General features: G+C 30.1%; 25 protein-coding genes, 2 tRNA genes and 1 other annotated feature. Of the genes, 5 read left to right on the top strand and 22 right to left on the bottom strand.

The annotated features are described in order from the left end of the window. Positions 1–31: 31 nt before the first annotated feature. The 12 genes from OC535_RS02525 to OC535_RS02470 all read right to left on the bottom strand — a co-directional run bounded on the left by OC535_RS02525 (position 32) and on the right by OC535_RS02470 (position 12940). Complete coding sequence (locus OC535_RS02525) at positions 32–2656, bottom strand: valine--tRNA ligase (RefSeq protein ID WP_498823067.1); 2625 nt, start codon at positions 2654–2656, stop codon at positions 32–34. Continuing rightward, the gene (locus tag OC535_RS02520) at positions 2646–3293 is read right to left on the bottom strand and encodes a DMP19 family protein (RefSeq protein ID WP_227052442.1); all 648 of its coding nucleotides are present in this window, start codon (positions 3291–3293) and stop codon (positions 2646–2648) included. The genes OC535_RS02525 and OC535_RS02520 overlap by 11 nt, the downstream gene beginning before the upstream one ends. Before the next feature lie 30 nt (positions 3294–3323). Further along, positions 3324–3527 (bottom strand) — a binding site (T-box leader). A 22-nt stretch (positions 3528–3549) separates the two neighbouring features. Further along, on the bottom strand, positions 3550–4470 hold the full coding sequence (locus OC535_RS02515) for a hypothetical protein (protein ID WP_227052443.1): 921 nt from the start codon (positions 4468–4470) through the stop codon (positions 3550–3552). After that, positions 4457–5296: a LysM peptidoglycan-binding domain-containing protein gene (locus OC535_RS02510; RefSeq protein WP_498823066.1), complete on the bottom strand. Its 840-nt coding sequence runs from the start codon at positions 5294–5296 to the stop codon at positions 4457–4459. The genes OC535_RS02515 and OC535_RS02510 overlap by 14 nt, the downstream gene beginning before the upstream one ends. 63 nt (positions 5297–5359) lie before the next feature. Continuing rightward, a complete protein-coding gene (gene yihA, locus OC535_RS02505; RefSeq protein WP_024720893.1) occupies positions 5360–5959 on the bottom strand; it encodes a ribosome biogenesis GTP-binding protein YihA/YsxC in 600 nt (199 codons plus the stop codon). Positions 5960–6019: 60 nt separating this feature from the next. Next, positions 6020–8341 carry an endopeptidase La gene (gene lon, locus OC535_RS02500; RefSeq protein WP_227052445.1) on the bottom strand — a complete coding sequence of 774 codons (2322 nt, stop codon included), beginning with the start codon at positions 8339–8341 and terminating at the stop codon, positions 6020–6022. A gap of 54 nt (positions 8342–8395) precedes the next feature. Then, positions 8396–9679: a trigger factor gene (gene tig / locus OC535_RS02495; RefSeq protein WP_024720894.1), complete on the bottom strand. Its 1284-nt coding sequence runs from the start codon at positions 9677–9679 to the stop codon at positions 8396–8398. A gap of 93 nt (positions 9680–9772) precedes the next feature. Further along, on the bottom strand, positions 9773–10696 hold the full coding sequence (locus OC535_RS02490) for a hypothetical protein (protein WP_498823065.1): 924 nt from the start codon (positions 10694–10696) through the stop codon (positions 9773–9775). A 37-nt stretch (positions 10697–10733) separates the two neighbouring features. Next, on the bottom strand, positions 10734–10871 hold the full coding sequence (locus OC535_RS02485) for a hypothetical protein (RefSeq protein WP_498823064.1): 138 nt from the start codon (positions 10869–10871) through the stop codon (positions 10734–10736). Positions 10872–11185: 314 nt separating this feature from the next. Then, the gene (locus OC535_RS02480; RefSeq protein ID WP_498823063.1) at positions 11186–11326 is read right to left on the bottom strand and encodes a hypothetical protein; all 141 of its coding nucleotides are present in this window, start codon (positions 11324–11326) and stop codon (positions 11186–11188) included. 292 nt (positions 11327–11618) lie between these two features. Then, complete coding sequence (locus OC535_RS02475) at positions 11619–11900, bottom strand: hypothetical protein (RefSeq protein WP_227052447.1); 282 nt, start codon at positions 11898–11900, stop codon at positions 11619–11621. A 167-nt stretch (positions 11901–12067) separates the two neighbouring features. Continuing rightward, the gene (locus OC535_RS02470) at positions 12068–12940 is read right to left on the bottom strand and encodes a LysR substrate-binding domain-containing protein (protein ID WP_024720897.1); all 873 of its coding nucleotides are present in this window, start codon (positions 12938–12940) and stop codon (positions 12068–12070) included. 110 nt (positions 12941–13050) lie between these two features. On the opposite strand from OC535_RS02470, the gene OC535_RS02465 reads away from it, so the two are divergent. Both OC535_RS02465 and OC535_RS02460 read left to right on the top strand, forming a co-directional pair. Beyond that, positions 13051–14052, top strand: a complete 1002-nt coding sequence (locus tag OC535_RS02465) for a YeiH family protein (RefSeq protein WP_024720898.1) — start codon at positions 13051–13053, stop codon at positions 14050–14052. Between the two features lie 99 nt (positions 14053–14151). Then, a complete protein-coding gene (locus OC535_RS02460) occupies positions 14152–15336 on the top strand; it encodes an AraC family transcriptional regulator (RefSeq protein WP_024720899.1) in 1185 nt (394 codons plus the stop codon). A gap of 27 nt (positions 15337–15363) precedes the next feature. Here the strand turns inward: OC535_RS02460 and OC535_RS02455 are convergent, their stop codons facing one another. Continuing rightward, positions 15364–15951 (bottom strand): DUF305 domain-containing protein, encoded by a 588-nt coding sequence (locus tag OC535_RS02455; protein ID WP_227052448.1) that lies wholly within the window; start codon positions 15949–15951, stop codon positions 15364–15366. A 222-nt stretch (positions 15952–16173) separates the two neighbouring features. Between OC535_RS02455 and OC535_RS02450 the strand changes: the two genes are divergently transcribed. The 3 genes from OC535_RS02450 (at position 16174) to OC535_RS02440 (ending at position 18427) form a co-directional block, all read left to right on the top strand. Then, positions 16174–17121 (top strand): hypothetical protein, encoded by a 948-nt coding sequence (locus OC535_RS02450; protein WP_227052449.1) that lies wholly within the window; start codon positions 16174–16176, stop codon positions 17119–17121. Between the two features lie 12 nt (positions 17122–17133). Then, positions 17134–17958, top strand: a complete 825-nt coding sequence (locus tag OC535_RS02445; RefSeq protein ID WP_498823062.1) for a zinc ribbon domain-containing protein — start codon at positions 17134–17136, stop codon at positions 17956–17958. Positions 17959–18181: 223 nt separating this feature from the next. Further along, on the top strand, positions 18182–18427 hold the full coding sequence (locus tag OC535_RS02440) for a hypothetical protein (RefSeq protein WP_498823061.1): 246 nt from the start codon (positions 18182–18184) through the stop codon (positions 18425–18427). A gap of 529 nt (positions 18428–18956) precedes the next feature. Here OC535_RS02440 and OC535_RS02435 read toward each other — a convergent pair. The 9 genes from OC535_RS02435 to murI form a co-directional block, all read right to left on the bottom strand. Continuing rightward, positions 18957–19190 (bottom strand): hypothetical protein, encoded by a 234-nt coding sequence (locus OC535_RS02435; protein WP_024720905.1) that lies wholly within the window; start codon positions 19188–19190, stop codon positions 18957–18959. Between the two features lie 99 nt (positions 19191–19289). Next, a complete protein-coding gene (gene fic, locus OC535_RS02430; protein ID WP_498823060.1) occupies positions 19290–19895 on the bottom strand; it encodes a protein adenylyltransferase Fic in 606 nt (201 codons plus the stop codon). A gap of 269 nt (positions 19896–20164) precedes the next feature. After that, entirely contained in the window at positions 20165–20446 is a 282-nt protein-coding gene (locus OC535_RS02425) for a hypothetical protein (protein ID WP_498823059.1), read from the bottom strand. A 122-nt stretch (positions 20447–20568) separates the two neighbouring features. Then, positions 20569–20645, bottom strand: a tRNA-Arg gene (locus tag OC535_RS02420). A gap of 189 nt (positions 20646–20834) precedes the next feature. After that, the gene (locus OC535_RS02415) at positions 20835–21041 is read right to left on the bottom strand and encodes a hypothetical protein (RefSeq protein WP_227052454.1); all 207 of its coding nucleotides are present in this window, start codon (positions 21039–21041) and stop codon (positions 20835–20837) included. Between the two features lie 136 nt (positions 21042–21177). Beyond that, positions 21178–21254 (bottom strand) — tRNA-Arg (locus OC535_RS02410). A 57-nt stretch (positions 21255–21311) separates the two neighbouring features. Then, a complete protein-coding gene (locus tag OC535_RS02405; RefSeq protein ID WP_227052455.1) occupies positions 21312–21776 on the bottom strand; it encodes a metallophosphoesterase family protein in 465 nt (154 codons plus the stop codon). Positions 21777–21822: 46 nt separating this feature from the next. Then, a complete protein-coding gene (locus OC535_RS02400) occupies positions 21823–22731 on the bottom strand; it encodes a GerMN domain-containing protein (RefSeq protein WP_024720911.1) in 909 nt (302 codons plus the stop codon). Between the two features lie 86 nt (positions 22732–22817). Beyond that, the gene (gene murI, locus OC535_RS02395; protein WP_227052456.1) at positions 22818–23603 is read right to left on the bottom strand and encodes a glutamate racemase; all 786 of its coding nucleotides are present in this window, start codon (positions 23601–23603) and stop codon (positions 22818–22820) included. Positions 23604–23607 lie beyond the last annotated feature (4 nt).

Raw genomic sequence — 23607 nt, 5'->3', positions numbered from 1 at the left:
TGAAAAAAAACTGTTGAAAATTTCAACAGTTTTACATCATCGCTAATTTTTCTTTTACAGCATCATATTTTGATTGATAATCAGCTAATTTACTTCTTTCTAAAGCGACTTTTTCTTTAGGTGCTTTAGATGTAAACTTTTCATTTGAAAGCATATTTTGACAACGTTTGATTTCACCTTCAAGCTTCTTTAACTGTGCCAACAATTTTTCTTTTTCAGCCTCTTTATCAATATAATCACCTAATTCTACCAATAATGAATTTCCGCCCTTGATCGTAATATTAGCTACTTCACCATCAGCATCAAGATTATAACCAAGACAACGAGCATTACATAATTTTTTAATATATGGCAAACATTGATCCATCAATGTTTCTAAAGCTGCATTCTTTGTCGCAATCGAATAAGCTATTTCGACTGCATTTTTAATTGTATACTGCGTTCTAATTTCACGGATACCCTTTACAATATCAATTAAATATGTAAATTGATCATTAATTGTCGCATCATTAAATTCATTATTTACTTTTGGCCATGAAGCAATACAGATAGATTCTTCAAGATGTGGAATTGCCTGGAAGATTTCTTCTGTTACAAATGGCATAAATGGATGTAACATCTTCACGATGGCATTTAAAACATAAACTAAAGTATTCAAACTAGCCTGTTTTTCTATAGCGTTATCGCTGTTTAAATGAACTTTAGTAAGTTCGATATACCAAGAACAAAAATCATCCCAGATAAATTTATATAATTCACTTCCGACATTAACAAACTCAAATTTATCCATGTTGATATCAACTTCACGAATAACTTCATTTAAACGATTTAAGATCCATTTATCGCATAAATTAAGATTCTCAAATGAAAGATCTTCATACTTCATTGATTCATCAATATTCATCAAGACAAATCTTGCACTATTCCAGATCTTATTAATAAAATTCCATGAAGCTTCAAGTTTTTCTGGAATATAGCGTAGATCCATCCCTGGTGCAGAATTAGTTGTCAAGAAGAAACGTAATGTATCAGCACCATATTCATCGATAACATCCATTGGATCAACACCATTACCTAATGATTTAGACATTTTTCTTCCTTGTTCATCACGAATCAAACCATGAATCAAAACATGTTCAAACGGTCTTTGATCAGTAAAATGTAGTGATTGGAAAATCATTCTACTTACCCAAAAGAAAATAATATCATAACCTGTTACTAATGTATTAGTTGGAAAATAACGTTTAAATAGTTCACTATCAGTATTTGGCCAGCCCAAAGTTGAAAATGGCCAAAGAGCACTAGAAAACCAGGTATCTAAAACATCTTCATCCTGAATCCAATTTTCAATATCTTCAGGAGCACTCTTACCTACATATACTTCACCGGTTTCTTTATGATACCAGGCCGGTACTTGATGACCCCACCATAACTGCCGGGAAATACACCAGTCTTCAATATTTTCCATCCATTGATTGAATGTTTTTTCAAAACGTTCAGGTACAAAATTAACTTTAGAATCTTTTAATTGATTATCTAAAGCCGCTTTCGCCAACGGTTTCATTTTAACGAACCATTGTTTTGATAAATATGGTTCAACAATCGCATTACTTCTTTCTGAATGCCCTACTTGATGGAGATGTTTTTCAATATGATCAACAACTCCCGCAGCTTCAAAATCAGCTACTAAAGCTTTTCGACACTCAAAACGATCCATTCCTTGATATTTATGAGCCAATTCATTCATCGTTCCATCATCATTCATACAAATCGGCATATCTAAATCGTATTTTTTCGCTAAAGCAAAGTCATTAGGATCATGAGCAGGTGTACATTTCATAACTGCTGTCCCAAATGACATATCAATATAGCTATCTGCCATGATCGGTAAAGCTTCTCCATTAGCAGGATTGATAGCTTTCTTACCAACTAGATGGGTATATCTTTTGTCATCAGGATGGACAAAAATTGCCTGATCAGCAAACATTGTTTCAGGTCGTGTCGTAGCAATGATCAATTGTTCATCACTATCAACGATCTGATATTTAAAATAATACATTGCGCCTTCAATTTCTTTATGAATTACTTCAATATTACTTAAAGCTGTTCTTTGAACAGGATCCCAATTAATAATTCTCTTTCCTTGATAAATCAAACCTTCATTATACAACTTAACAAATACTTCTTTAACAGCATCACTTAAACCATCATCTAAAGTAAAACGTTCTTTTGAATAATCTAGAGATAATCCTAATTTTTCCCATTGCGAGCGAATAATTGACGCATATTCTTCTTTCCATGACCAGGCTTTTTCTAAAAATCCCTCACGTCCTAAATCATAACGAGAAACTCCTTCTTCACGCATCCTAGCTTCTACTTTTGCTTGGGTAGCAATTCCCGCATGATCCATTCCTGGAAGCCATAAAGCATCATATCCCTGCATTCTTTTATAACGGATGATCATGTCTTGTAAAGTTGTATCCCAGGCATGTCCTAAATGCAATTTTCCGGTTACATTTGGTGGGGGAATTACAATAGCATACGGTTTTTTACTCGTATCTCCTGCTTCAAAATATTTCTTATCGATCCAATGACGATATTTTCCTTCTTCAACCTTACGATGATTATATTTTGGTTCTAATTGTTTACTCATCACTAACTACCTCCATATCAATAAAATCTTTTTTGTTTTTTCTGATAAATTCACCTGTTTTTAATATAATTTCTGAAGCTTTCAGCATTGACATCAATGCATTTGTATAATCAGCAAAATTATACCGACCATAATCACTATCATCTATTTCAATTTCTTCATCATTTTCAATCATCAATGCTAATTTTTCAGCCGATGCCAGCAGCTCAGCAATTTCATAACAGCCAACTGCCTCAAAAGCTTCTTTTAGATAAGGACGATAAAGACAATACGGCTCGTTAATGAAAAACGAATGTATCGAACCCCGTCTACCTTCCATTGAAGATTCAACTTGAAAAATTGTATAAACCAATAACTCACTATGAGTTAAAACATCTTTTAAAGTACCATTGATTTTTTCATCCTCATATAATTTATCTTCTTTTGCCATTATATGATATATAACAGCATAAATAAGCTTATCATCAGGAGTTTCATCAAACATTTCACTTGTAAAATGACGATATTTAACACGATCATGCTCGTATTCACGACGCTTGTTTCGTTGCAGCTTATTGATCTGAAATATTCTTTTACCAAATAAAATCAATAAAAAAATACACGCTGCGATAAACAAGCCCCAAACAACTGTCTGTGCCATAATTTTCTCCTTAAAATAAAAAAGCATCGTCATAAGGACGAATGCTCGTGGTACCACCTTACTTTGCATAATAATTTTATGCCTCTAAACTTTAACGCAGTTATACGTGTTTATCTACTAACTTTCAATAAACATGCTCCCAGGCTACCTTCAAACTCTTATCTTATCCTCTTTCCACCCTCAAGGACTCTCTATCAAGCATCAAGATCTACTCCTCCTGATCATTGCTAAAACCATTCTAACAAAATCTTATCTACTAGTCAATTGAAAGCTTTTTATTCAATGAAGAAATTGAATCTAAATAATAAAGCAGCCTTGACATCATAATGATATTATTAACTTCATCATGTCCTAGTTTAATTATCGGAACAACATGAAGTAAACACTGTAATAATAATCTTTCTTCCTTTAATAATTTTAATTTACAAAAATAACTATCTAAGATCACATCAAAATCAAATATAAGTTCTGGTATCTTTTGATACATATTATAAATATCATAAATACATAAATTAATTTTAATATGATCGATAGAAATCAATTTACTTTCTTTCATCATAATATGATCATAATTAAAATTATTATAAGTCAAACATAATCTAAGGGTATCTAGATTACATACATAATTTTCATAACTTCCTAAAAATTCTAACGCATTTTGCAAACAAGCTTCAATACGCTGATAATTTAAAACAAACATCCAGCCTGTAGGACTACGATATGATAAAACCTCAAAATTATTCATCAATTCACTATAATATCTTTGTCGTTCATGAATAATTTTATTGATATCTTCAATTTGGCGCTTAAAAAAACTCTTTGAAACACTATAATTAAAAAAAGAACTCGAATGAAGATAAGCTAGACATTCATAATAAAATTTTAATTTTAGCTCTTTTATGATTGCATTATCATTCACTAACCAGGGACTAAGATAAAATATTTTATCATCACACGTTGTTAATATCTGATGATGAGAATTTTTAATTACAGGTAGAAAACACTTCAAATGTAAACTCTCTATATGATCCAATACGACAGATAAATTATTATCTTCAACAAACTTTAAACAAAAAAATCCTTCTTTACATTTTACTTTATATACTTTTTTAGATACTTTAATATAACCAATGACCTCTAGTGAATAAGCTTCTTCGATTACTTTATTGACATACATAAGGAATAATTAAAACACTGCCGGGTTGTAAAGCTTTATCCTGATTATAATCACGAATTGCATTTTCATCGACATTATAACGGGATGCTACTTCACTGTAACTATCATTTTCTTTAACAATATACAAATAATAAGTTCCCACACTATCAGCTGTATCCTGGAAGATTGGTCGTGATTTGCTTGGATAAACTTTTTCTTGTAATTGTTCGCTGATTTCCTCAGCTATAGCTGCCTCCTTGGTAACCAGAGCTTCTTTAGTTTCTGGAATCATTGTAGCATCAACGATTTTAGCCTCTTGATAAACAGGTTCTGTTTTTTCAATATTTTTTACCGGAGCTACTTGTTTTACCGTATTTTCCATAACTACTTCATTTTCGTTTATCTCTTCTCTAACTGGTTCTTTTACCGGCATAACTGTTTCCGTCGTTTTTTCATCACGAATCAAGTTTTCAATTTCTTCTAAAGGATCCTCTTTTTTGAAATTTTCATCTCTTACATAGCGATCTTCACCTTCAACTACTCCATGAATCCCAACTTCAATCTTAATTTGAACATCGCCATCTTTAATGAAATAATCAAAATCTTCAACTTTAATATTAAAATCCCGCTGATCAACGATCTTATCAAAAGTAGCTAAAACATCCATTTCAATATTTTCTTCAAATTTTTTATTTTCGTTATATTCCCCTTTTACAATCAAACTTCCTATCGCTCTAACACCAACATTTTCAATTTTGTAGTTGATCGATTCATCAACTGATAATGATAATAACTCTTTTAACTGATGATTCAAATCAACCCATTTTTCAAAATATATCTTTTGCATATTTACCTCCCATCAAACTATATGCAAAAAATATAAAAATATGAAAAAAGACAGTCAAACTGTCTAATTAAAATCAAGATCACATAATTCATAGATAACATTCCAAGCTTCTTCAATCCCTTTTTTCTTCAAACTTGAAAAACGGATAAATTTATCTTCAGGATGAAATCCTAATGTTTCTTTAATAATCTTTTCATTTTTCTTTAAATCATTTCTTTTCAGCTTATCTTCCTTAGTAGCCACGACCATTACTGGAAGATCATGATGTTTTACAAACTCATACATCGTTATATCATCTTTAGTCGGTTTATGACGATAATCAACTAATAAAATAAAACCTTTTAAAGTTGATCGCATAGCAATATATTCATCCATTGTTTTACCAAACTGTTTGGTAACATTATCGTTTACTTTAGCATAACCATAACCTGGTACATCAACAAAATATAAAGCATCATTAACATTAAAAAAATTCAATGTTTTTGTTTTTCCAGGAGTACTAGATACTTTAGCTAAACCATTACGATTTAACATCGCATTAATAAAACTGCTTTTTCCAACATTACTACGACCAGCCAAACACATTTCAGGATATTCTTCCTGAGGCCACTGACTTTTCCAGGCAGCTGAAAGGACATACTGTGCTTTTTTTATTTTAACCATTTCTATCACCTTTTCTATTGTACCACAAGATAAGAAAAAGGGTTAATTTTTTTAACCCTTTTATTTAACAAGTGCATGTTCTAAAACCGTATCAATATGATCAGCTAAGACAATTTCTAGATCATTTTGAACTGATTTTGGAATATCATCGATATCTTTAGCATTATCTTTAGGAATAATGATTTTTTTAATTCCTGAACGATGAGCAGAAATCGATTTTTCTTTTAAACCACCAATTGGTAGAACATTACCTCTTAAAGTAATTTCACCTGTCATCGCAACATCGTTACGCACTGGTTTATTCTTAAATGCTGAATAGATTGCTGTCGTTAACGTTACCCCAGCACTAGGTCCATCTTTTTTAACAGCTCCTTCAGGCACATGAATATGAATATCTTCTTTATCAAAAGCAATTTCCTCAAGACCATATCTTGTTTTATTAGCTTTCATATAATCTAAGGCAATTGACGCTGATTCTTTCATCACATCACCCAATTGTCCCGTAATAATAAATTTACCAGAACCTTGGAAATGATTAACCTCAATTGGTAAAATATCGCCACCAAATTGCGTATATGCCATTCCGGTAACAACCCCAATTTCACTATGATCTAACATCTTAGTATGTTCAAATGGTGCTTTACCAAGATATTGTTCAAGCTCACTGGCAACAACAGTAATTTTCTTTTCTTTATCTTTTAAAATAACCAAAACTGCTTTACGGCAAACTTTAGCAATTAATCTTTCTAAATCACGAACTCCAGCTTCACGTGTATAATGACGAATTATTTTCATTAAAGCATCATCTTCAAAAACTAATTGTTCTGCTTTTAAACCATGAATTACTAATTGTTTCTTGATTAAATGGTTTTTAGCAATCATCAATTTTTCTTGTTCTGTATATGAAGAAAGTTCAATAATTTCCAAACGATCACGCAATGGTGCCGGAATATTTCCTAAATCATTGGCAGTTGCAATAAACAATACCTTTGATAAATCATAAGGTTCTTCTAAATAATTATCTGAAAACTGACTATTTTGTTCAGGATCAAGTACTTCCAGCATCGCACTAGTTGGATCACCTTTATAATCGCTAGACATCTTATCAATTTCGTCCAACAAGAAAACGGGATTTACAACTCCAGCTTTTTTCATACTTTGGATAATTCTTCCTGGCATTGATCCTAAATAAGTACGACGATGTCCTCTAACTTCAGCTTCGTCTTTAACCCCACCTAAAGAGGCTTTGACAAATTTTCGATCTAATGCTCGAGCAATACTTTTAGCAAGTGATGTTTTCCCGACACCTGGTGGCCCAGCTAAACAGATGATCGGCGCTTTTAAATTTTGCGTCATTTGTTTTACAGCTAAGTGTTCAACAATTCTTTCTTTGACTTTTTCCAAACCATAGTGGTCAGCATTTAAAACATCTTCAACTTTTTGAATATCTTCAACATCTTTGGTTTCTTGATACCAAGGTACTTTTAACATCCAGTCAATATACGTTCTTACTACATTAGCTTCAGATGAAGCTGCTGGCATCGTTTCAAATCTTCTTAATTCCTCTTCGATCTTGTCTTTGACATATTGAGGATAAGGATGCTTTTGTAATTCTTCACGAATTGCTTCAGCATCGTCTTCTTTAGGAACACTATCTCCTAATTCTTCTTTAATTGCTCTTAATTTTTCACGTAAGTAATATTCACGTTGATTTTCATCAATACTTTCACGTACTTTACGGTTAATTGTTTCTTCAATTTCACCAATTACTTTTTCTGATTCGATTGAACTTATAACTAATAATAAACGCTGATTGATATTAACAGTTTCTAATATTTTTTGCTTCTGTTTAAAATCAACTGGCAAATATTGCCCGATCGTATCCGCTAAAACACTAGCCGATACACCACTAGTTAAACGATTGATCGAATCAAGCGGCATATTTGGCATACTTCTTCTTGCTTGTTCAAAATAAGAAGTTGTTTTACGAACTAAAGCTACTTCTTCATTTTGATCACCAAATTCATCTTCAAGAATAGTTGCTGTTGCATAAACAGTTCCTTCTTTTTCAATAAAATTCTCTAACTTTATTCTTTTGGCACCAACTACCGTCAACTTAACCGTTCCAGAACTGTCACGACGTACTTTCCGATCAATTTTACAAACAGTACCTATATGATACACATCATCAAAAGAAGGATTATCCACTAAAGGATTGATTTGAGAGACAAAAATAATGTTGTTATCATGCTCTTTAGTACTTAAATCAAGCGCTTTTAAACTCATAGGACGCCCAACATCTAGGGTCAATTTATTTTCAGGAAAAACAACCATGCCTCGAGTACAAACTACCGGTAAATTTAATACAGTCTGTTCGTTCACTTTACTTCCTCCTATCTTTTATTTCACAAAAAGACGCGTGAGCGTCTCTTTTCACTATTTCTTTAAGCTGTCTTTTACTAAATCAATAGCTTTACGAGTTAAAATATCATTTTCGATTCGGCTCATATTTCCTTCAAAAATCTTTTTAACTTCATCTAATTCCTTTTTATAATAATCTGCGATTTTTTGTAATTCAGCTTCTAATTCTTCATCGCTAACAACTAGTTTTTCTTCTTCAACGATTGCTGCAAGAATTGCATTTATTTTAACTCGTTGTTCAGCTTGAGGTTTGATTTCTTCTTTGATAGCATCTTTATTTTTACCAGTGAATTGTTCATATACTTCAAAATTTAAACCTTGTCTTTGTAAATTTTGTTCAATTTCCTGTAACATCATTTCTTGTTCCTGGTTCAATAAAGCTTCACTAGTTTCAACTTTTGAATTTTCAATTAATGTGTTATAGATATCATCCATGAATTTTTGTTCATTTTCATTTTCTTTACGAGATTTAATATTAGCTTTGATATGATCTTTTAATTGATCTAAAGTTTCAACTCCATCAATATTAACATCTTTAGCTAATTCATCATCGATTTCTGGTAAATGTTTTTCTTTGATTTCATGTACAGTCACTTTAAACACAGCTTCTTTACCTGCTAGATCTGCAGCTCCATAATCTTCTGGGAAAGTAACTTTAATTTCTTGTTCTTTATCAATACCCATTCCAATTAATTGATCTTCAAATCCAGGAATAAATGCGCCACTTCCAATTTCTAATGGATAATTTTCACCTTTTCCACCTTCAAAAGCAACACCATCAACAAATCCTTCAAAATCAATTACTGCTGTATCACCTTTAGCAACTTTACCATCTTCTTTTACAGATAATTCAGCAAATTGGCTTTGATAATTTGCTAATTGTTCTTCAATTTCTTTTTTAGTTACAGTTACACGAGTTTTCTTAACTTCTAACCCTTTATATTCACCTAGTTCAACTTCTGGTTTAACTGGCACTAAGATCTTAACTTCTAATTCTTCTTTACTTACCTTATCAATACTTAAAGCTGGCTGTGCAATTGGTTCCACTTTAGCCTCATCTAAAATCTTAACAAAATTAGCTTGTAAAATCATATCAGTCGCTTCTTCTAAAATACTTGCTTTAGATACTCTAGCTTTAACCATTGCTACTGGTGCTTTACCTGGTCTAAATCCATCAATTTTTACTTTTTTAGCTAATTTGTCTAATGCTTTTTTTTGAGTTTCTTTCCATTCTTCTACATCGAATGCTACTGTTAATTCAACGATGGCATTCTCTAATTTTTTATTATTGATTTTCATACAATTCTCCTTCTTTAGTTTCATCACGTATTATATACTAACAATTTCATTAATTCAACTTTTTTGAACATTAATATCCCAATTTTTGTGACTTTAATATTCAATTTGTTTAATTTCATTTAATTTTTCTAAAATTTCTTCTTTATCACAGTTATAAAGCAGTTCAACATCATCTAATTCCAGATCAATATACTGCATCGAAGCCAAATGATAATGAATCGCTCCAGCAATTGATCGATAATCATATTCATCAATAAACTTAGGATATATCAAATATAAATAAAAATTTAAAAACTGCTCACACAAATTAAATAAAGATGGATTTTCATCTTCGATTGCATCACTTAATAAAGCTAAGATTATTTCACCAACTTCTTGATTCAATACTAACGGTGCATAACTAGGATTAATTTCATATTCGATTCCGTTTTTTACCAGAATCATTTCTTCATCGATCTCTTGATCGATCATTAATTCAACTAACAGGCTTTTAGCAAAAGCCGGTTTATCATCATCTTTTAAAAATCTTCTGATTGCTGGTAAAAGACGGCGAATGTTCATTCCTTCCATTTGTTCGATCGCCATATATAAAAGATCTTCATTTAAGATATCTTTCATTAAAATATTTTCCATATCTTCTAAGCTAAAAGCATTATTATGACGTTCCATTCCTTCATTAGCTTCTCTTTTAGCTAATAAAAGCTCATCATAAGCCGCATTAAAAACACTCTCATATTCATAAGGAATATAAGGCATCGACAGTTCTTCAACAATAATATTGATTGCCTCTTCAAATTCCTCTAACTCTTTTAAAACTGCAACATAAATACTAATAACATCATAATATGTATTACCAGCTTTTGCCTTTGCTAGCACTCCTTCACTTCTAGCTGCCTGATATTCACCTAAGCCGTATAAACATACTAATCTTTGATAGCGAACCATTTCGTCATCAAGATCAGTAAGCAGCTCTAGTGCATCTTGAAACTGACTATTAGCAATATATTCTTCAATCATACATTCTCCTCAAAAATGATGTATCATAGATACATCATTAATCTTCATCTTCTAAATCAAGCTGATACTCCTGTTCCTCAGTACCATCATCTTCTTGTTCATGTAAACTTTTAATTACTTCATTATAAAGTTCCAATTTACTATCATTAAAAAAATCATCATCTGTCAAAGGCATAACTATCACTCCTCAAAACACTATTATAACAAGCCGTAAATATTTTGCAATGAAAACAATTTATTTTTTTGACCGGCTAAACAATTACCGATAACGATCAACAAAAAAACTATTTTCTCGCTAAATAAAATCAATATCATCTTTTTCAACAAGTCAATTATTTATTTATCGATCTGTTTAAAAAAGATAATACAAAAAGAATTTATCGAAAATTGATAAATTCTTGATTCAACACTTAAACTATCAAATTCTGTTAAATAAGTTTACCCTAGTAGTAATATAAAATATCACTAACACTCCTCTTATAATAAAACCTAACAATGCCCTTTTACTTGTAAATATAATTGTGGTAATTCTCTTGCTCTTAGCTTTTCTAACATTTTTAAATCATCATTATCAACAGCAAGTGCAATAGTTTGCTTTCTTAATCGATCTTTTTCTGACCTGATTTGCAATTGTAAATCAATTGGTGGTATATAACGTAACCCCCATTACCAAGTTCTTCAAATTCTGTTTTGGGGATACTAGTTCCAGCCCCAAAATTTGCCTATAGTCATTGCTATTGCCACTATCAAACCAAATATATTTATTATTGATAAGAACTTTTATAAAATCATAATCATTGAACTCAATAGCATCTTCAAATACTGTTTTTTATATTCGTCAACATTAAGAATCAGCTCATCATCTCTTTTTATATAAGCAAGTCATTCTTTTTATTATGTAATTAAGCAATAGCATAATTTGTTACTCTTTTACTTTTTTGAACGCCACAACTTCCAGCACTAAGTATTTGTTCAAAAGAAACATCAAGTAACTTAGAAAAAATAGTGGATCGTAAATTTGAATTGCTTTTGTCCCCTTTTTAATTTGTAAAAGACGATTTGCCACATTTTGGATCGTATCCTCATTGATCTTTTCACCACTTATTTTTAAATATTCTCTACAAAAACTACGTGCTGAATCAAATTTATTAGTAATTAAACTTGAAATATAGTTTCCAATCTTATTGTTTTCAATTTCAAACATAACACTTTTTCCCTTCTTTTCTAGATGCTTTTATGATATCAAAAAAATTCTCATTACATATCATAAAATTGTATATAAAAAAGCAAGCTATAAACTCAAAATCATTTTGGGTATATGCCATTTGCATATATGTTGATATCCTCGATGTAAACGATTTATCATAAGATCTATTTAGAAAACAATTTAAATAACTGTTGATAATAATCAACAAAAACACTATTTTTTCGCCAAACAAAGTTAATATCATGTTCCATTGATAAATCAGCTATTTTTATTTCCTTTAATAAACCTAATTCTATTTCCTTTTCAACAGCAATGCGATACATAAAAGTTATTCCACGATTATTTTTAACTAGCTGTTTAATTGTATTGATATTGCTGATTTCAATCAAATTAATAAAATCATTAATACTTAAATTACATTCTCCTAAATACCGCTCAAGTATTTCTCTTGAGCCTGAACCAGTTTCGCGAATAATTAGATTATAGCTAAAAAGCTCGCTTATATTTTTAACTGCATCAATTTCAAGATCATTTGCCGCTACACATACATACTGTTCCTTACAATAATATAGATAATCATACTCCAGTTTATTAAAATATCCCTCCACTAGAGCAAAATCAATTTTCCCTTCATTAATATAATTTAATAATTCCTTAGTATTTGCCACTTCCATTTTTAGCACCATATTATCTTGATTACTCAAAAAATTATCAATAACTTTTGGCATCATATATTCTCCAACTGTTAATGTCGCTCCAAAAATCAATTCTTGTTTCATTTTCATATCATTAAATTTTCTCTTTAAAAAGATATCATCATGTTTCAAAGTTCGGGCATATTCTAATAAGATTTTTCCTTCATCAGTTAATTGCATCTTTTTACCTAGAAAATAAAATAATTTAATCTGGTAGTAACTTTCAAGATAATGAATATGATTAGATACTGCCGGTTGTGTAATATTCAAATATTGACTAGCTTTAGTGAAATTCATAAATTTGCATACAGCTAAAAATGTATCGATTCTAAAATCCAGCATTTTTATCACCCTGATTAATAATAACATTTTTTTATCGTTATATAAATATATATAATTTTTATTTATTGTTTTAATCATGTATAATATTAGCGATCAGAAGGGAGATTTGTATGATTAAAATTAAAAATAGCTTTTTAGGTGTAGTTTTATGTCTAATTATTTCTTTACCTGCTTATTATTTAGGTAAAATGTTCCCTTTAGTTGGTGGTCCAGTTTTTGCAATTTTAATGGGAATGATCATTACCTGCTTTTTAAAAGATAAAAGTAAAGTTCAAGAGGGTATTACTTTTACTTCTAAAAAGATCTTACAATATGCAGTTATTTTATTAGGATTTGGGATGAACTTAAAAGACATCTTAAAAATCGGCAGTTCATCATTACCAATTATCCTTTCAACCATCACAACTTCACTAGTAGTTGCCTTTGTTTTATGTAAACTGTTAAAAATACCTTCAAAGATAGCTACCTTGATTGGGGTCGGCTCTTCAATCTGTGGCGGATCAGCCGTAGCAGCGACAGCACCAGTAATTGAAGCTGATGATGAAGAGATTGCTCAAGCAATTTCTGTAATCTTTCTTTTTAACATTCTCGCGGCATTGATTTTTCCAACTTTAGGAGGACTCTTAGGATTATCAAACGATGGTTTTGGATTATTCGCTGGAAGTGCTGTTAATGATACATCTTCAGTTACTGCTACTGCTACAGCATGGGATGGTATTCATGGCAGCAATACATTAGACCATGCTACGATCGTTAAGCTTACAAGAACTTTAGCAATCATTCCAATTACTTTAGTTCTAGCGCTTAAACGTACTCGTGATAATGGAAAAAGCAGCAAAGTTGATCTAAAAAAGATTTTTCCTTACTTTATTTTATTTTTTGTTCTAGCTTCAATTATTACTACTGTTTTTAATCTACCTGTTAGTATTACGGCACCAATCAAAGATTTGAGTAAATTCTTTATCATCATGGCAATGAGTGCTATTGGTCTAAATACTAATATTGTAAAATTGATAAAAAGTGGTGGTAAACCAATACTACTTGGTTTTAGCTGCTGGATGGCGATTACTGTTGTATGTTTATCAATGCAGGCATTACTTGGTTTATTTTAATGACGGAATTTCCGTCATTTTTATTTATTCGATAATTTTTTATTATTTTAATTTATTTTTATCAATTTTTATACTAAAATAGTAAGAGGAGGTGGATATATGATTAGCAAAACTACAAATATCCAATTTCAAGAATTTGGATCAATATATAACGACCCCTTTACTACTAAAAATAAATATATTCATAAAGAAATTTCTTTATCTAGTCAAATACTAACTGCCATGTTTTATTGCAACAAACAAGTACGTATTGAATCAGCAGATTTAGCAAATATCGTAATCAGTAAAAATTTAAGAGATTTTGAACTATTTGCTATTCGCCTTAATTTACTTATTAAGCCTTTTCAATTTTTTAATATTATTCCTCATAACAAAAAAACAACAGTTAAATTAATCATCCCAAATAACGCTAAATTTATTGCCTTAAATCTCATGAAACCATACATTTACCAGCCAATCGTTCCAATCTTATCGATTCCGCAAATAATTGGCTGTTACTATAACATAAAAAAGCCTAAATATTATTTTGAAGGTGAGCAGCATAATTTTTATGAACTTACTTTCATTGATCATGGCAGCCTTGATAATTATATTGATGATACCTGTTACACACTACAAAGCAATGATTTAATGATCTTTGGCCCAAATCAATTTCATAAACAACAAGTTAATAGTAATCAAACCTGCTCTTATTTAACGATTCTTTTTGAAATGTCGATTGCTGATGATTCAAAATTATTAAATACTGTTTTTCACCTTAATGACACTTTACGCAACTTATTAAATAAATTATCCTTAACAAGTGATAAACAAAATATTTATTCTAAAACATTAATGTTATGCTATCTCCAGGAAGTAATCATCCATCTATTGCAAGATAATCAATTTCAAAAAAAGCATTCCAAACTTCCAAACATTCAAAAATACCAAGACAATTTATTTAAACAAATAATAGCATATATCAACAATAATATTAATACACCATTATCAATTGAAGATATTACAGAATATTTCTCTATTTCCCGAAGTTCTTTACAAGCCCTTTTTAAAGCCAATATCAACAAAGCCCCTAAAAACTATATTATTAATTTAAAATTAAAACGCAGTAAAGAACTACTATTAGAAAATAAATATACGATTACAGAGATTGCCTATATGTTAGGATTTAGTTCCATTCACTATTTTTCAAGAGCATTTAAACAGCAATTCAACCTAACCCCCAGCGAATATTCCAAACTTGTCTATCATCAGCAAGATCCTGCATCATATAAAAATGACGAATAATCGTCATTTTGTCACAATATTCACAAGTTATTCACAATTGTGATTTTCAATAGTAAGAGAACTTAATAAACTCTCCAATTCTTGGATTCCTTTTGACTGAGACATAATAATCGCCTCTAATATCGGCCTCAATCCTGGACAAATATCGTATTTCAAAGCTGTTTTTGACATCGCTATTGCACCAGCATGATGAGGAATCATCTCTTTAATAAAATTAACATCAATATTATTATTAAAAGATTTTTCCGACATTTTGATAAACATAGTTTGCATGATTGCATCTATCTCATCTTGATATTGATCTAAGTGCATTTTACAATTAGTCTGCTTTTGACAAGTACATAAAATACTTTTCATATTCTCAATGCTTTTTGTCTGATCTCTAATAATCCCAAAAGCCAGTTCTTGTAAATAAGTATTTTTCGTATATTTTAAAAGATTACAACACATTAAAATAGCTGCGCGATGATGGGGAATCATCTGAACAATAAAATTATGAGAAATACTGCATGATAATTGTACAGAAGTCATCTTTTCAATCATTTGCGCCAGAATACACTGATACTCATTCAAATATACCTGCGTGTTCCAATCAAGGTAACATGATTGTTCCATAGCCTCATCTCCTAATTTATTTATATGCTGTCTCTATTTATTTGTTACAAATATTATTCTTTCCTTTCAGCTTATTACCCCACGTATTTTCGCCTTAACTAAACTTTTAATCATTTCTAAGCAAAACAGATTTAAAAATTATAGCTTTACGTGTTTCAAAACATATGATCATTTGATTTTTAGTAAATATTCCAGTATTATAAATGTATTGGAGGTTAAAAAATGAAAAGAATATTACAAATAAATAAAAAACAATCTATAATATTTGTGATTATTTGTATAATCATCTTATCAATATCTCTTTTATTTGTTCTTTTCAACAGGGAAGATACTCATATAAAAAATACTAATAAAGACAAGATAACTACACTGACAAAAAAAGATATCAATGAGTATATTACAGGTTTAGATGATCATTACATCTTAGAGGGTTCTAGTGATATCGATTACTTACACGATGTACAAATCGATAATGAAATAATCGAAAATGTTGAAGTTGATGATTCCAATGTCGATTTATCTGTATTAGGAAAATATCCAGTTAGATATAAAATATATATCAATATCAATAAATATAATGAGAAAAACAATACCCATATTACAAATAAGACAATTACCATCCAAAAAGAAGTTGAAATCATAGCTGCAGAAACAGCAACAGATTTAGCCAACAGTGGAAAGACTGTCTGGACAAGTAACAGTGAAACTCTGCCTAGAGATGACAAAACAGCAACTTCGATACCCGACTCTAAGATGCCTGCGGAAAATAGTGCAACCTCTGCGCCATCTACATCGACCAGTGGAAGCTCATCCAGTTCATCTGAAAACAATTCTAAAAATACAAACAGCAGTGCATCGTCCCATAGCCATAACTGGGTCGCACAAACAACTTCGATTTTTCATACAGCAGAAGGATATTACAAAACAGTAACAGTACAAGATGCCATCTATGCATATCGAACAATATGTAATGGATGTGGGAAAGATTTAACAAATCTTGATGGTGAAGCATTAACAATTCACATTGCCGAGGAAGGAAGTTCTTATTCAGTAAAAAAAGTCAAAGTCCAAGATGCCGTTACAGAGCAGCAGTGGGTCGAAACCAAAGCAGCCTGGACAGAAACAAAAATCAATGGATATAAATGCTCAACATGTGGAGCTACAAAGTAGAGGGAAATAATTATGTATTGTAAAAAATGTGGTTTTAATTTAAATGAAGAAATGAGTTTTTGTCCTAAATGCGGGAGAAATGTAGATAGTCTCAAATCTCAAAAAAATAATGAGACAAACTTACAAACAAAGAAAAATAACAGTAATGAAACTGTAGATCGTGATTTGTGGAACAAGCTTATATCTAATGTACTAAAATATCATAATTTTAAAGTAAAAGGGGCTTCTTTAGATAAAATAGAAGATGCTTATCATCAAGCAGAAAAAGATTTGATCAAATATAATCAGTTTTTAAAAAAGCAGGGTAAAAAAATATTTCCAATTGATCAAAATAGTCGATACCCTTACGACAAATCTATTGAATATATTGCTAATAAAATTATAAAAAATCACCAAAGAAAAAATGTTGGCCAGCAATATATGCGTTCCTTTACAGATATTAATGAATTAAATCATTGGTTAAAAAATGAAAAAGGAATCAAAAATATTAAATGTGATATCCAGACAGGAAATTCAATCGGGCTAGTTGCTAATCATATAACGCTTGAAAAAATAAACGTCACCTACATCAAAACGATGAATGATTATCCATACCGATTCCAAGTTACATTTATTGAAAAAACTAATATGTTAAAGGCTGGTGGCGGTAAATATATTGATACATTAAAAAAATTAAATCCATCTAAAACGATTGTTTCATATGTTTGTAAATCATCATCAAGAGGGAGTTCGTCAAGTGTTGCTTTTGGATTTGGTTTAGATTACATGGAACATGAATCATATTTTATTGTTTATCGTGAAGATATTTCTGATAATCGAAGTTTTATTAAAAAATAAAAGATTTTTATTCGATAGAAAATGAAATTATGCAAAATTTAAAGAATAAAAAACAATTATTGTAATATTTTGAATATTTATAATTATATCAGGCCTTAGCTGTTATTTTATTTCTTCAAAAACACTAAACAACCAAATAAGAATGCTATATCGAATATAACAGAAAAAGATGTTAGTCCATATATCATAAGCTTAGATGATCATTATATCTTAGAAGGTTCTAATGATATCGATCAGATCGACAATGTTGAAGTTGATGATTCTAATGTCGATTTATCTACACCAGAAAAATATCCAGTTAGATATCAATATTGATAAATATAACGAGAGAAATAGTGAAATTCTGCCTAGAGATGACGAAACAGCAACTCCGATTCCTAAACCTGAGATTTTTGCCAAAAATACCGTACTTCCACATCGACTAGTGGAAGCTTATCCAGTTTGTCTAAAAGTAATTCAAAAAATATAAGAGCAGTTCATCGATCCATAGTCATAACTGGGTCGCACAGACAACTTCGATCTTTCATACAGCAAAAGGATATTACAAAACAGTACCAGTACAAGATGCCGTTACAAAACAGCAATGAATCGAAACTAAAGCCGCCTGGACAGAAGGCTGCAAGTGCTCAACGTGTGGAGTGGCAAAATAAAAACAAAAGAATTATTTGACCGTAGGATTTTCTATTATAAATCACAAAAACTGTAAATTAAGATAACGAAAAGGTTAAGAGAAAAACTCTTAACCTAATCTATGGTGTATTTATTAACTACTTTATGAAAAAAGATAATTACACTTTCATAAGTAATCGTTCTGTTACATAAGTAAATAAAACAGTATCTTCCCGATTGCTTCAAAGTTAATTTATTTATGTGATATAAATGAATATCATATAGTTTCTCAATGGAAAATTAATTAAAAATTTTATAGACTTTCAAGTACCTTTTTTCTACTTATTTATTTCTAAAAAGCCTATAAAATCTTAAAAGTATGACACTTTTTACACCACAAAAAAACACTCAGTCGAGCAGTTTTTCATCTTGTTTCGCTTTTCAGGAAACATATGCAAATAACGATTTCCAACCATTTCTCTGCCATGTCCAAGATGTTCAGGAATAACCCAAACATCAGCACCATTGTTTGCTAAATATGATTGTACTCTATGATAAAATTGAGTACGTAAAAGAACTTTTGGTATAGTCTTTACATTTATGAGATACTGGTAATATCTCATTTGGTCACGTGCTGGTAACACGTGATTTTATTGTATCTATGCTAAAATAACTCTGATAAGAAAGTTTGCGAAGATCCCATGCTATATTGTGTGGGTGTTCTATAATTCTTCTGTTTTATATAAATCATATCCCTCATAATTATAGCTTGCATCTATACCTTTCATATAGATCTCTCTATCATTTATCTTATCTGTTAAGGCATTTTTTAATAGATGTCTGATTTCTAAATCTTTGATAGGACTTCTTTCCATAGCAAGGAGATATTCGTTTTTATCAACTCTTGACCAGTCCACAACATAACCGATTTCTTTTTTTAAAATAGCATCAAGCCATATCCTTGTACTTCTGCCAGTTCCTTCACGAAAAGGATGGGCAACATTCATTTCAATATATTTTTCAATGATTTCATCAAATGTTGATTGAGACATTTGATCAATACTTTCTAAGGCTGAATAAAGATAAAGAACAGGCGCAAAACGAAAATCTCCTTTAGCAATATTTATATCTCTGATCTGTCCTGCAAAATCATATATGTCTTCAAAAAGATATTTGTGAATTGTAGACAGGCCTTTAAAAGTACCCACTTCAAAAGTATCTAAAATACCTTTTTCAAACAACTCCAAAGCTTTCTTTTTAGTTGTTTTTTCTTCAATGTGTGCCAGTTTTACAGAATTAGTTATATTGAGTTTATTTTTTAAAACCATTTTTATATCTCCTGTGAATATATGATATTATCTATCAAAAAATGGATCAACTTCTTGAAATACCATTTTTTGCATAAACGACATTATTCTTATATAAATTCCATCTGTAATTCCTTTATAATTGTATGAACTTGTTTTCACAGTAATATTCATATTCCTTAGGACAAGAAAAATAATTTTCAAATACGTGAATAAGTTCATGCATAGTCGTTTTCTTCTGCTGTTTACTGCTGCATCAATTATTGATGAGCACCAGATATTCATAACCATTATAGTATGCAAATCTCTTTATACAATTTCAATAAATCTGGTTTATCTTTAAAACATTCTATATTTTCATAATAATCTCCTAGAGATGAATTCGTTTGATAATTTGTCTTTGTTTCATGAATAACTTTAGCATAATCAATAATCAAAATATCAGCTATTCTTTTTAATATTGCTCCTATCCCTTTATAAAGAGCCATATCTATTTTTGTTATTGCAATCACCATCTTAATTTGACTATACAAAAAAAGTGTTGGAAAACGCAAAAATATAGTAAAAAACAAATTATGCTTAGCTCCTTGGAAATTAGTTTCTTGTCTATGAATATATAATAGGAATTAAAAAATAATGTTAAAACACTTTTTTTGCAATAAAAAAACCCGTTAAAACGGGCATTTTTTACTAATGGCGTCCACGAAGGGATTCGAACCCTTGACCGCACGCTTAGAAGGCGTGTGCTCTATCCAGCTGAGCTACGTAGACATCTGCTTCCTAATGCTTTAATATATTAGCATATATTTAATAAAAATGCAAGTTAATATAATTCCAAAATTATCCTTTTTTAAAAGAAAATAATTTTAAAAATATTAGTGAAGAAACCAATAAAAACACAAAAAACAAAGCTATTGAAATTCAAGTTATTCTTGAACTTTAATAACTTTTCATATATTTTCATAGTTTATTCAAAAAGTTGTAATTTAATGATATTTTGATTTTTGAAATCTTAATATAATCATTTAATGAAGCAATATAGTTACATTCACAATTAATAATTTTTAACATCAATGTCATTTCATCATTAAAACAACCATTATCGGTATTTTCTAATTCATTTTCAATTTTTATGATTAATTCAAATAATTTATCTAAATTTTCCATATTAACTACCCTATTTTTTATTGATCATATTGTTAATATATAAACAACAATTTACCAGCATAATTACTAGTCTATTTAAACTTAGTAGCAAACAAAAAAAAGTCTAAACACTATTTGCTTAGACTTTATTTTTTAATGGCGTCCACGAAGGGATTCGAACCCCTGACCGCACGCTTAGAAGGCGTGTGCTCTATCCAGCTGAGCTACGTAGACATCTCTCCTGACTGCCTATATAGAATAACATATTCAAAAGAGATGTGCAAGTATTTTTTATATTATTTCTTTAAACTCAACATTAATTTTTCCTTGTTCAACATAAATAATGCAATACGATTTAGCACTACCTCGCCTAGGTAAAGTAGTTGATCCCGGATTGATCAAATAAAAACCATCAATTTCTTCACACTGAGGGACATGTGTATGACCTGATAACAATACATCACAACCATGTCTTAATAAATCATCAACCATTAGCTCTTCACGATTAAAATACCCATAGCGATGACCATGTGTTACTAAAAAACTTATTCCCTCGACTTCAAAAACAATTTCATCTTCTAATCTTGCCATCCAATCATTATTACCACGTACACATATCCAACCTTTTAAAGCCTCTTCTAACGCTTCACTATCCCCACAATGAACATAATAATCTCCATCAGGCTCTAAACGTTTTATTTCATCGATCATTTTATGATATCCATGATTATCAGACATTACTACTATTTTTTTCATTTATATCACCAGTACTTATTATACACAATTATGATTAAAATTAAAATTATATTTTGATTCGATTATCTACTATGCCATTTACATCTTCTACGGGCTCAATTTCCTGATCATCAATAAATAATGATACCTTTTTTACATCATCTAAATGACTTGCGGATTTAACGATTCGATTATATAAAGTATTATCAATTGACTCATTATCATTTAAAATATTACTAGCTAAATGAATTTCTAAATCTCCATCTTTTAAAGTACACTGCTCAACTAATGATAGGGGTTGTTCATATTCCATTTGTTTTAACATTATTGATACTTTAGTATCAATATCACTTTCCGTGGTCTCGATGCGCTCAGTGACGGGAACATAATAGTCTTGATTATTGATTGTTTGTATATTATAAACAACTACTGGTAACGTTTTATATAAATAATTTGTTGAAGACTCAAAATTATTTATTCCTAAACGATTAGTTATACAGCTAACTGGTATAGTACTATTGGGAAGCTCATTAATATCATTACCATCTATCTTTAAATTAACCTTTTCAATATCTCCTACACAAAAAACATATGATAACATTTCGCAAATATCTAATGCTTCTTGATTATTATTAACATATAAATTGTCACTAAAATCAAATGTTAATGATTTATCATTGATGGCAATGGCATTGACCTGGAGATTAGAATCTAAAATAGGATGTAATCCCAAATATTCATAATCTTTGGATTTCATTACTTCCAGCATATTTCGATATTTATCATCTGCTTCCAATTCCTGAGCCATGTCTACTTCAATTGGTATCAACGTATTATCATCATCTTTAAAAACAACTGTTTGATAATAAGTCTTTTCTGTTTTCTGCTCTTTTTCATTATTATCATGTTTGATACAGATAAAACAAATCACTAAGCAAGCACCTACCAGAATCGTTATTAGTAATTTCTTTTTCATCTTTAAATCCCCCCAATAATATCATATGAAATAATCATTTTAAAATGCCAAAATAAAAAGTTATTTACAAAGCAGTAAACAACTTTTTATTTTATGATAATATGTTCGACTTTTAACCCTGTATAATCAAAAAATCCTGAAGACGAATATCTAAATTCATCAGTTTCACCCGTCGTATAGATTTTAATATACTTATTAGGTTGTGTATTTAACAATTTTTTGCTTTCCAAGATCTCTTTAATATTTTTACAAATAGCTTCACTACTAGAAATATATTCAATATTTGGTAGTACTCGTTTTATTTGTTCCTTTAAAATAGGATAATGAGTACACCCTAAAATAATCGATTTGATCTTACCGGCATAATCATCAAAATATTCATGTAAAACTTCATAAATTCCTTCTTTATACATTCCTGATTCTACTAACGGCACTAGTTTAGGTGTAGCCAAAGAATAAGTTGTAATATGAGGATTTATTTTCTTGATCGTATCAGGATACTTATTTGATTTAATTGTCGCTGCAGTAGCAATAATTAAAGTATTATCAACATTACGATTAATAAAATCATCAACTGTAGCATCGATCACCCCAATTATTGTCATATTAGAATATACAGCCTGTAATTTATCTAATACTGTTGAACTAGTAGTATTACAAGCTAAAACGATCATTTTAACATTTTGCTCAATAAAATATTCAACTATCCCACTTGCATAACTAAATAACTGTTCTGGAGTTTTATCACCGTAAGGACAGTGATAATTATCACCAATATAAATAATATTTTCATTTGGTAATAATGACCTAATTGAATTTACTACTGTCAAACCCCCAACACCTGAATCAAATACCCCTATTGCTCTTTCCATCTAA

Origin of the sequence: Clostridium sp. Marseille-Q5894, from assembly GCF_946902305.1 — a bacterium.
Classification (GTDB): domain Bacteria; phylum Bacillota_I; class Bacilli_A; order Erysipelotrichales; family Coprobacillaceae; genus Thomasclavelia.
Note: the sequence above shows the minus strand (reverse complement) of the source record. Positions and strands in the feature narration are given on the sequence as shown.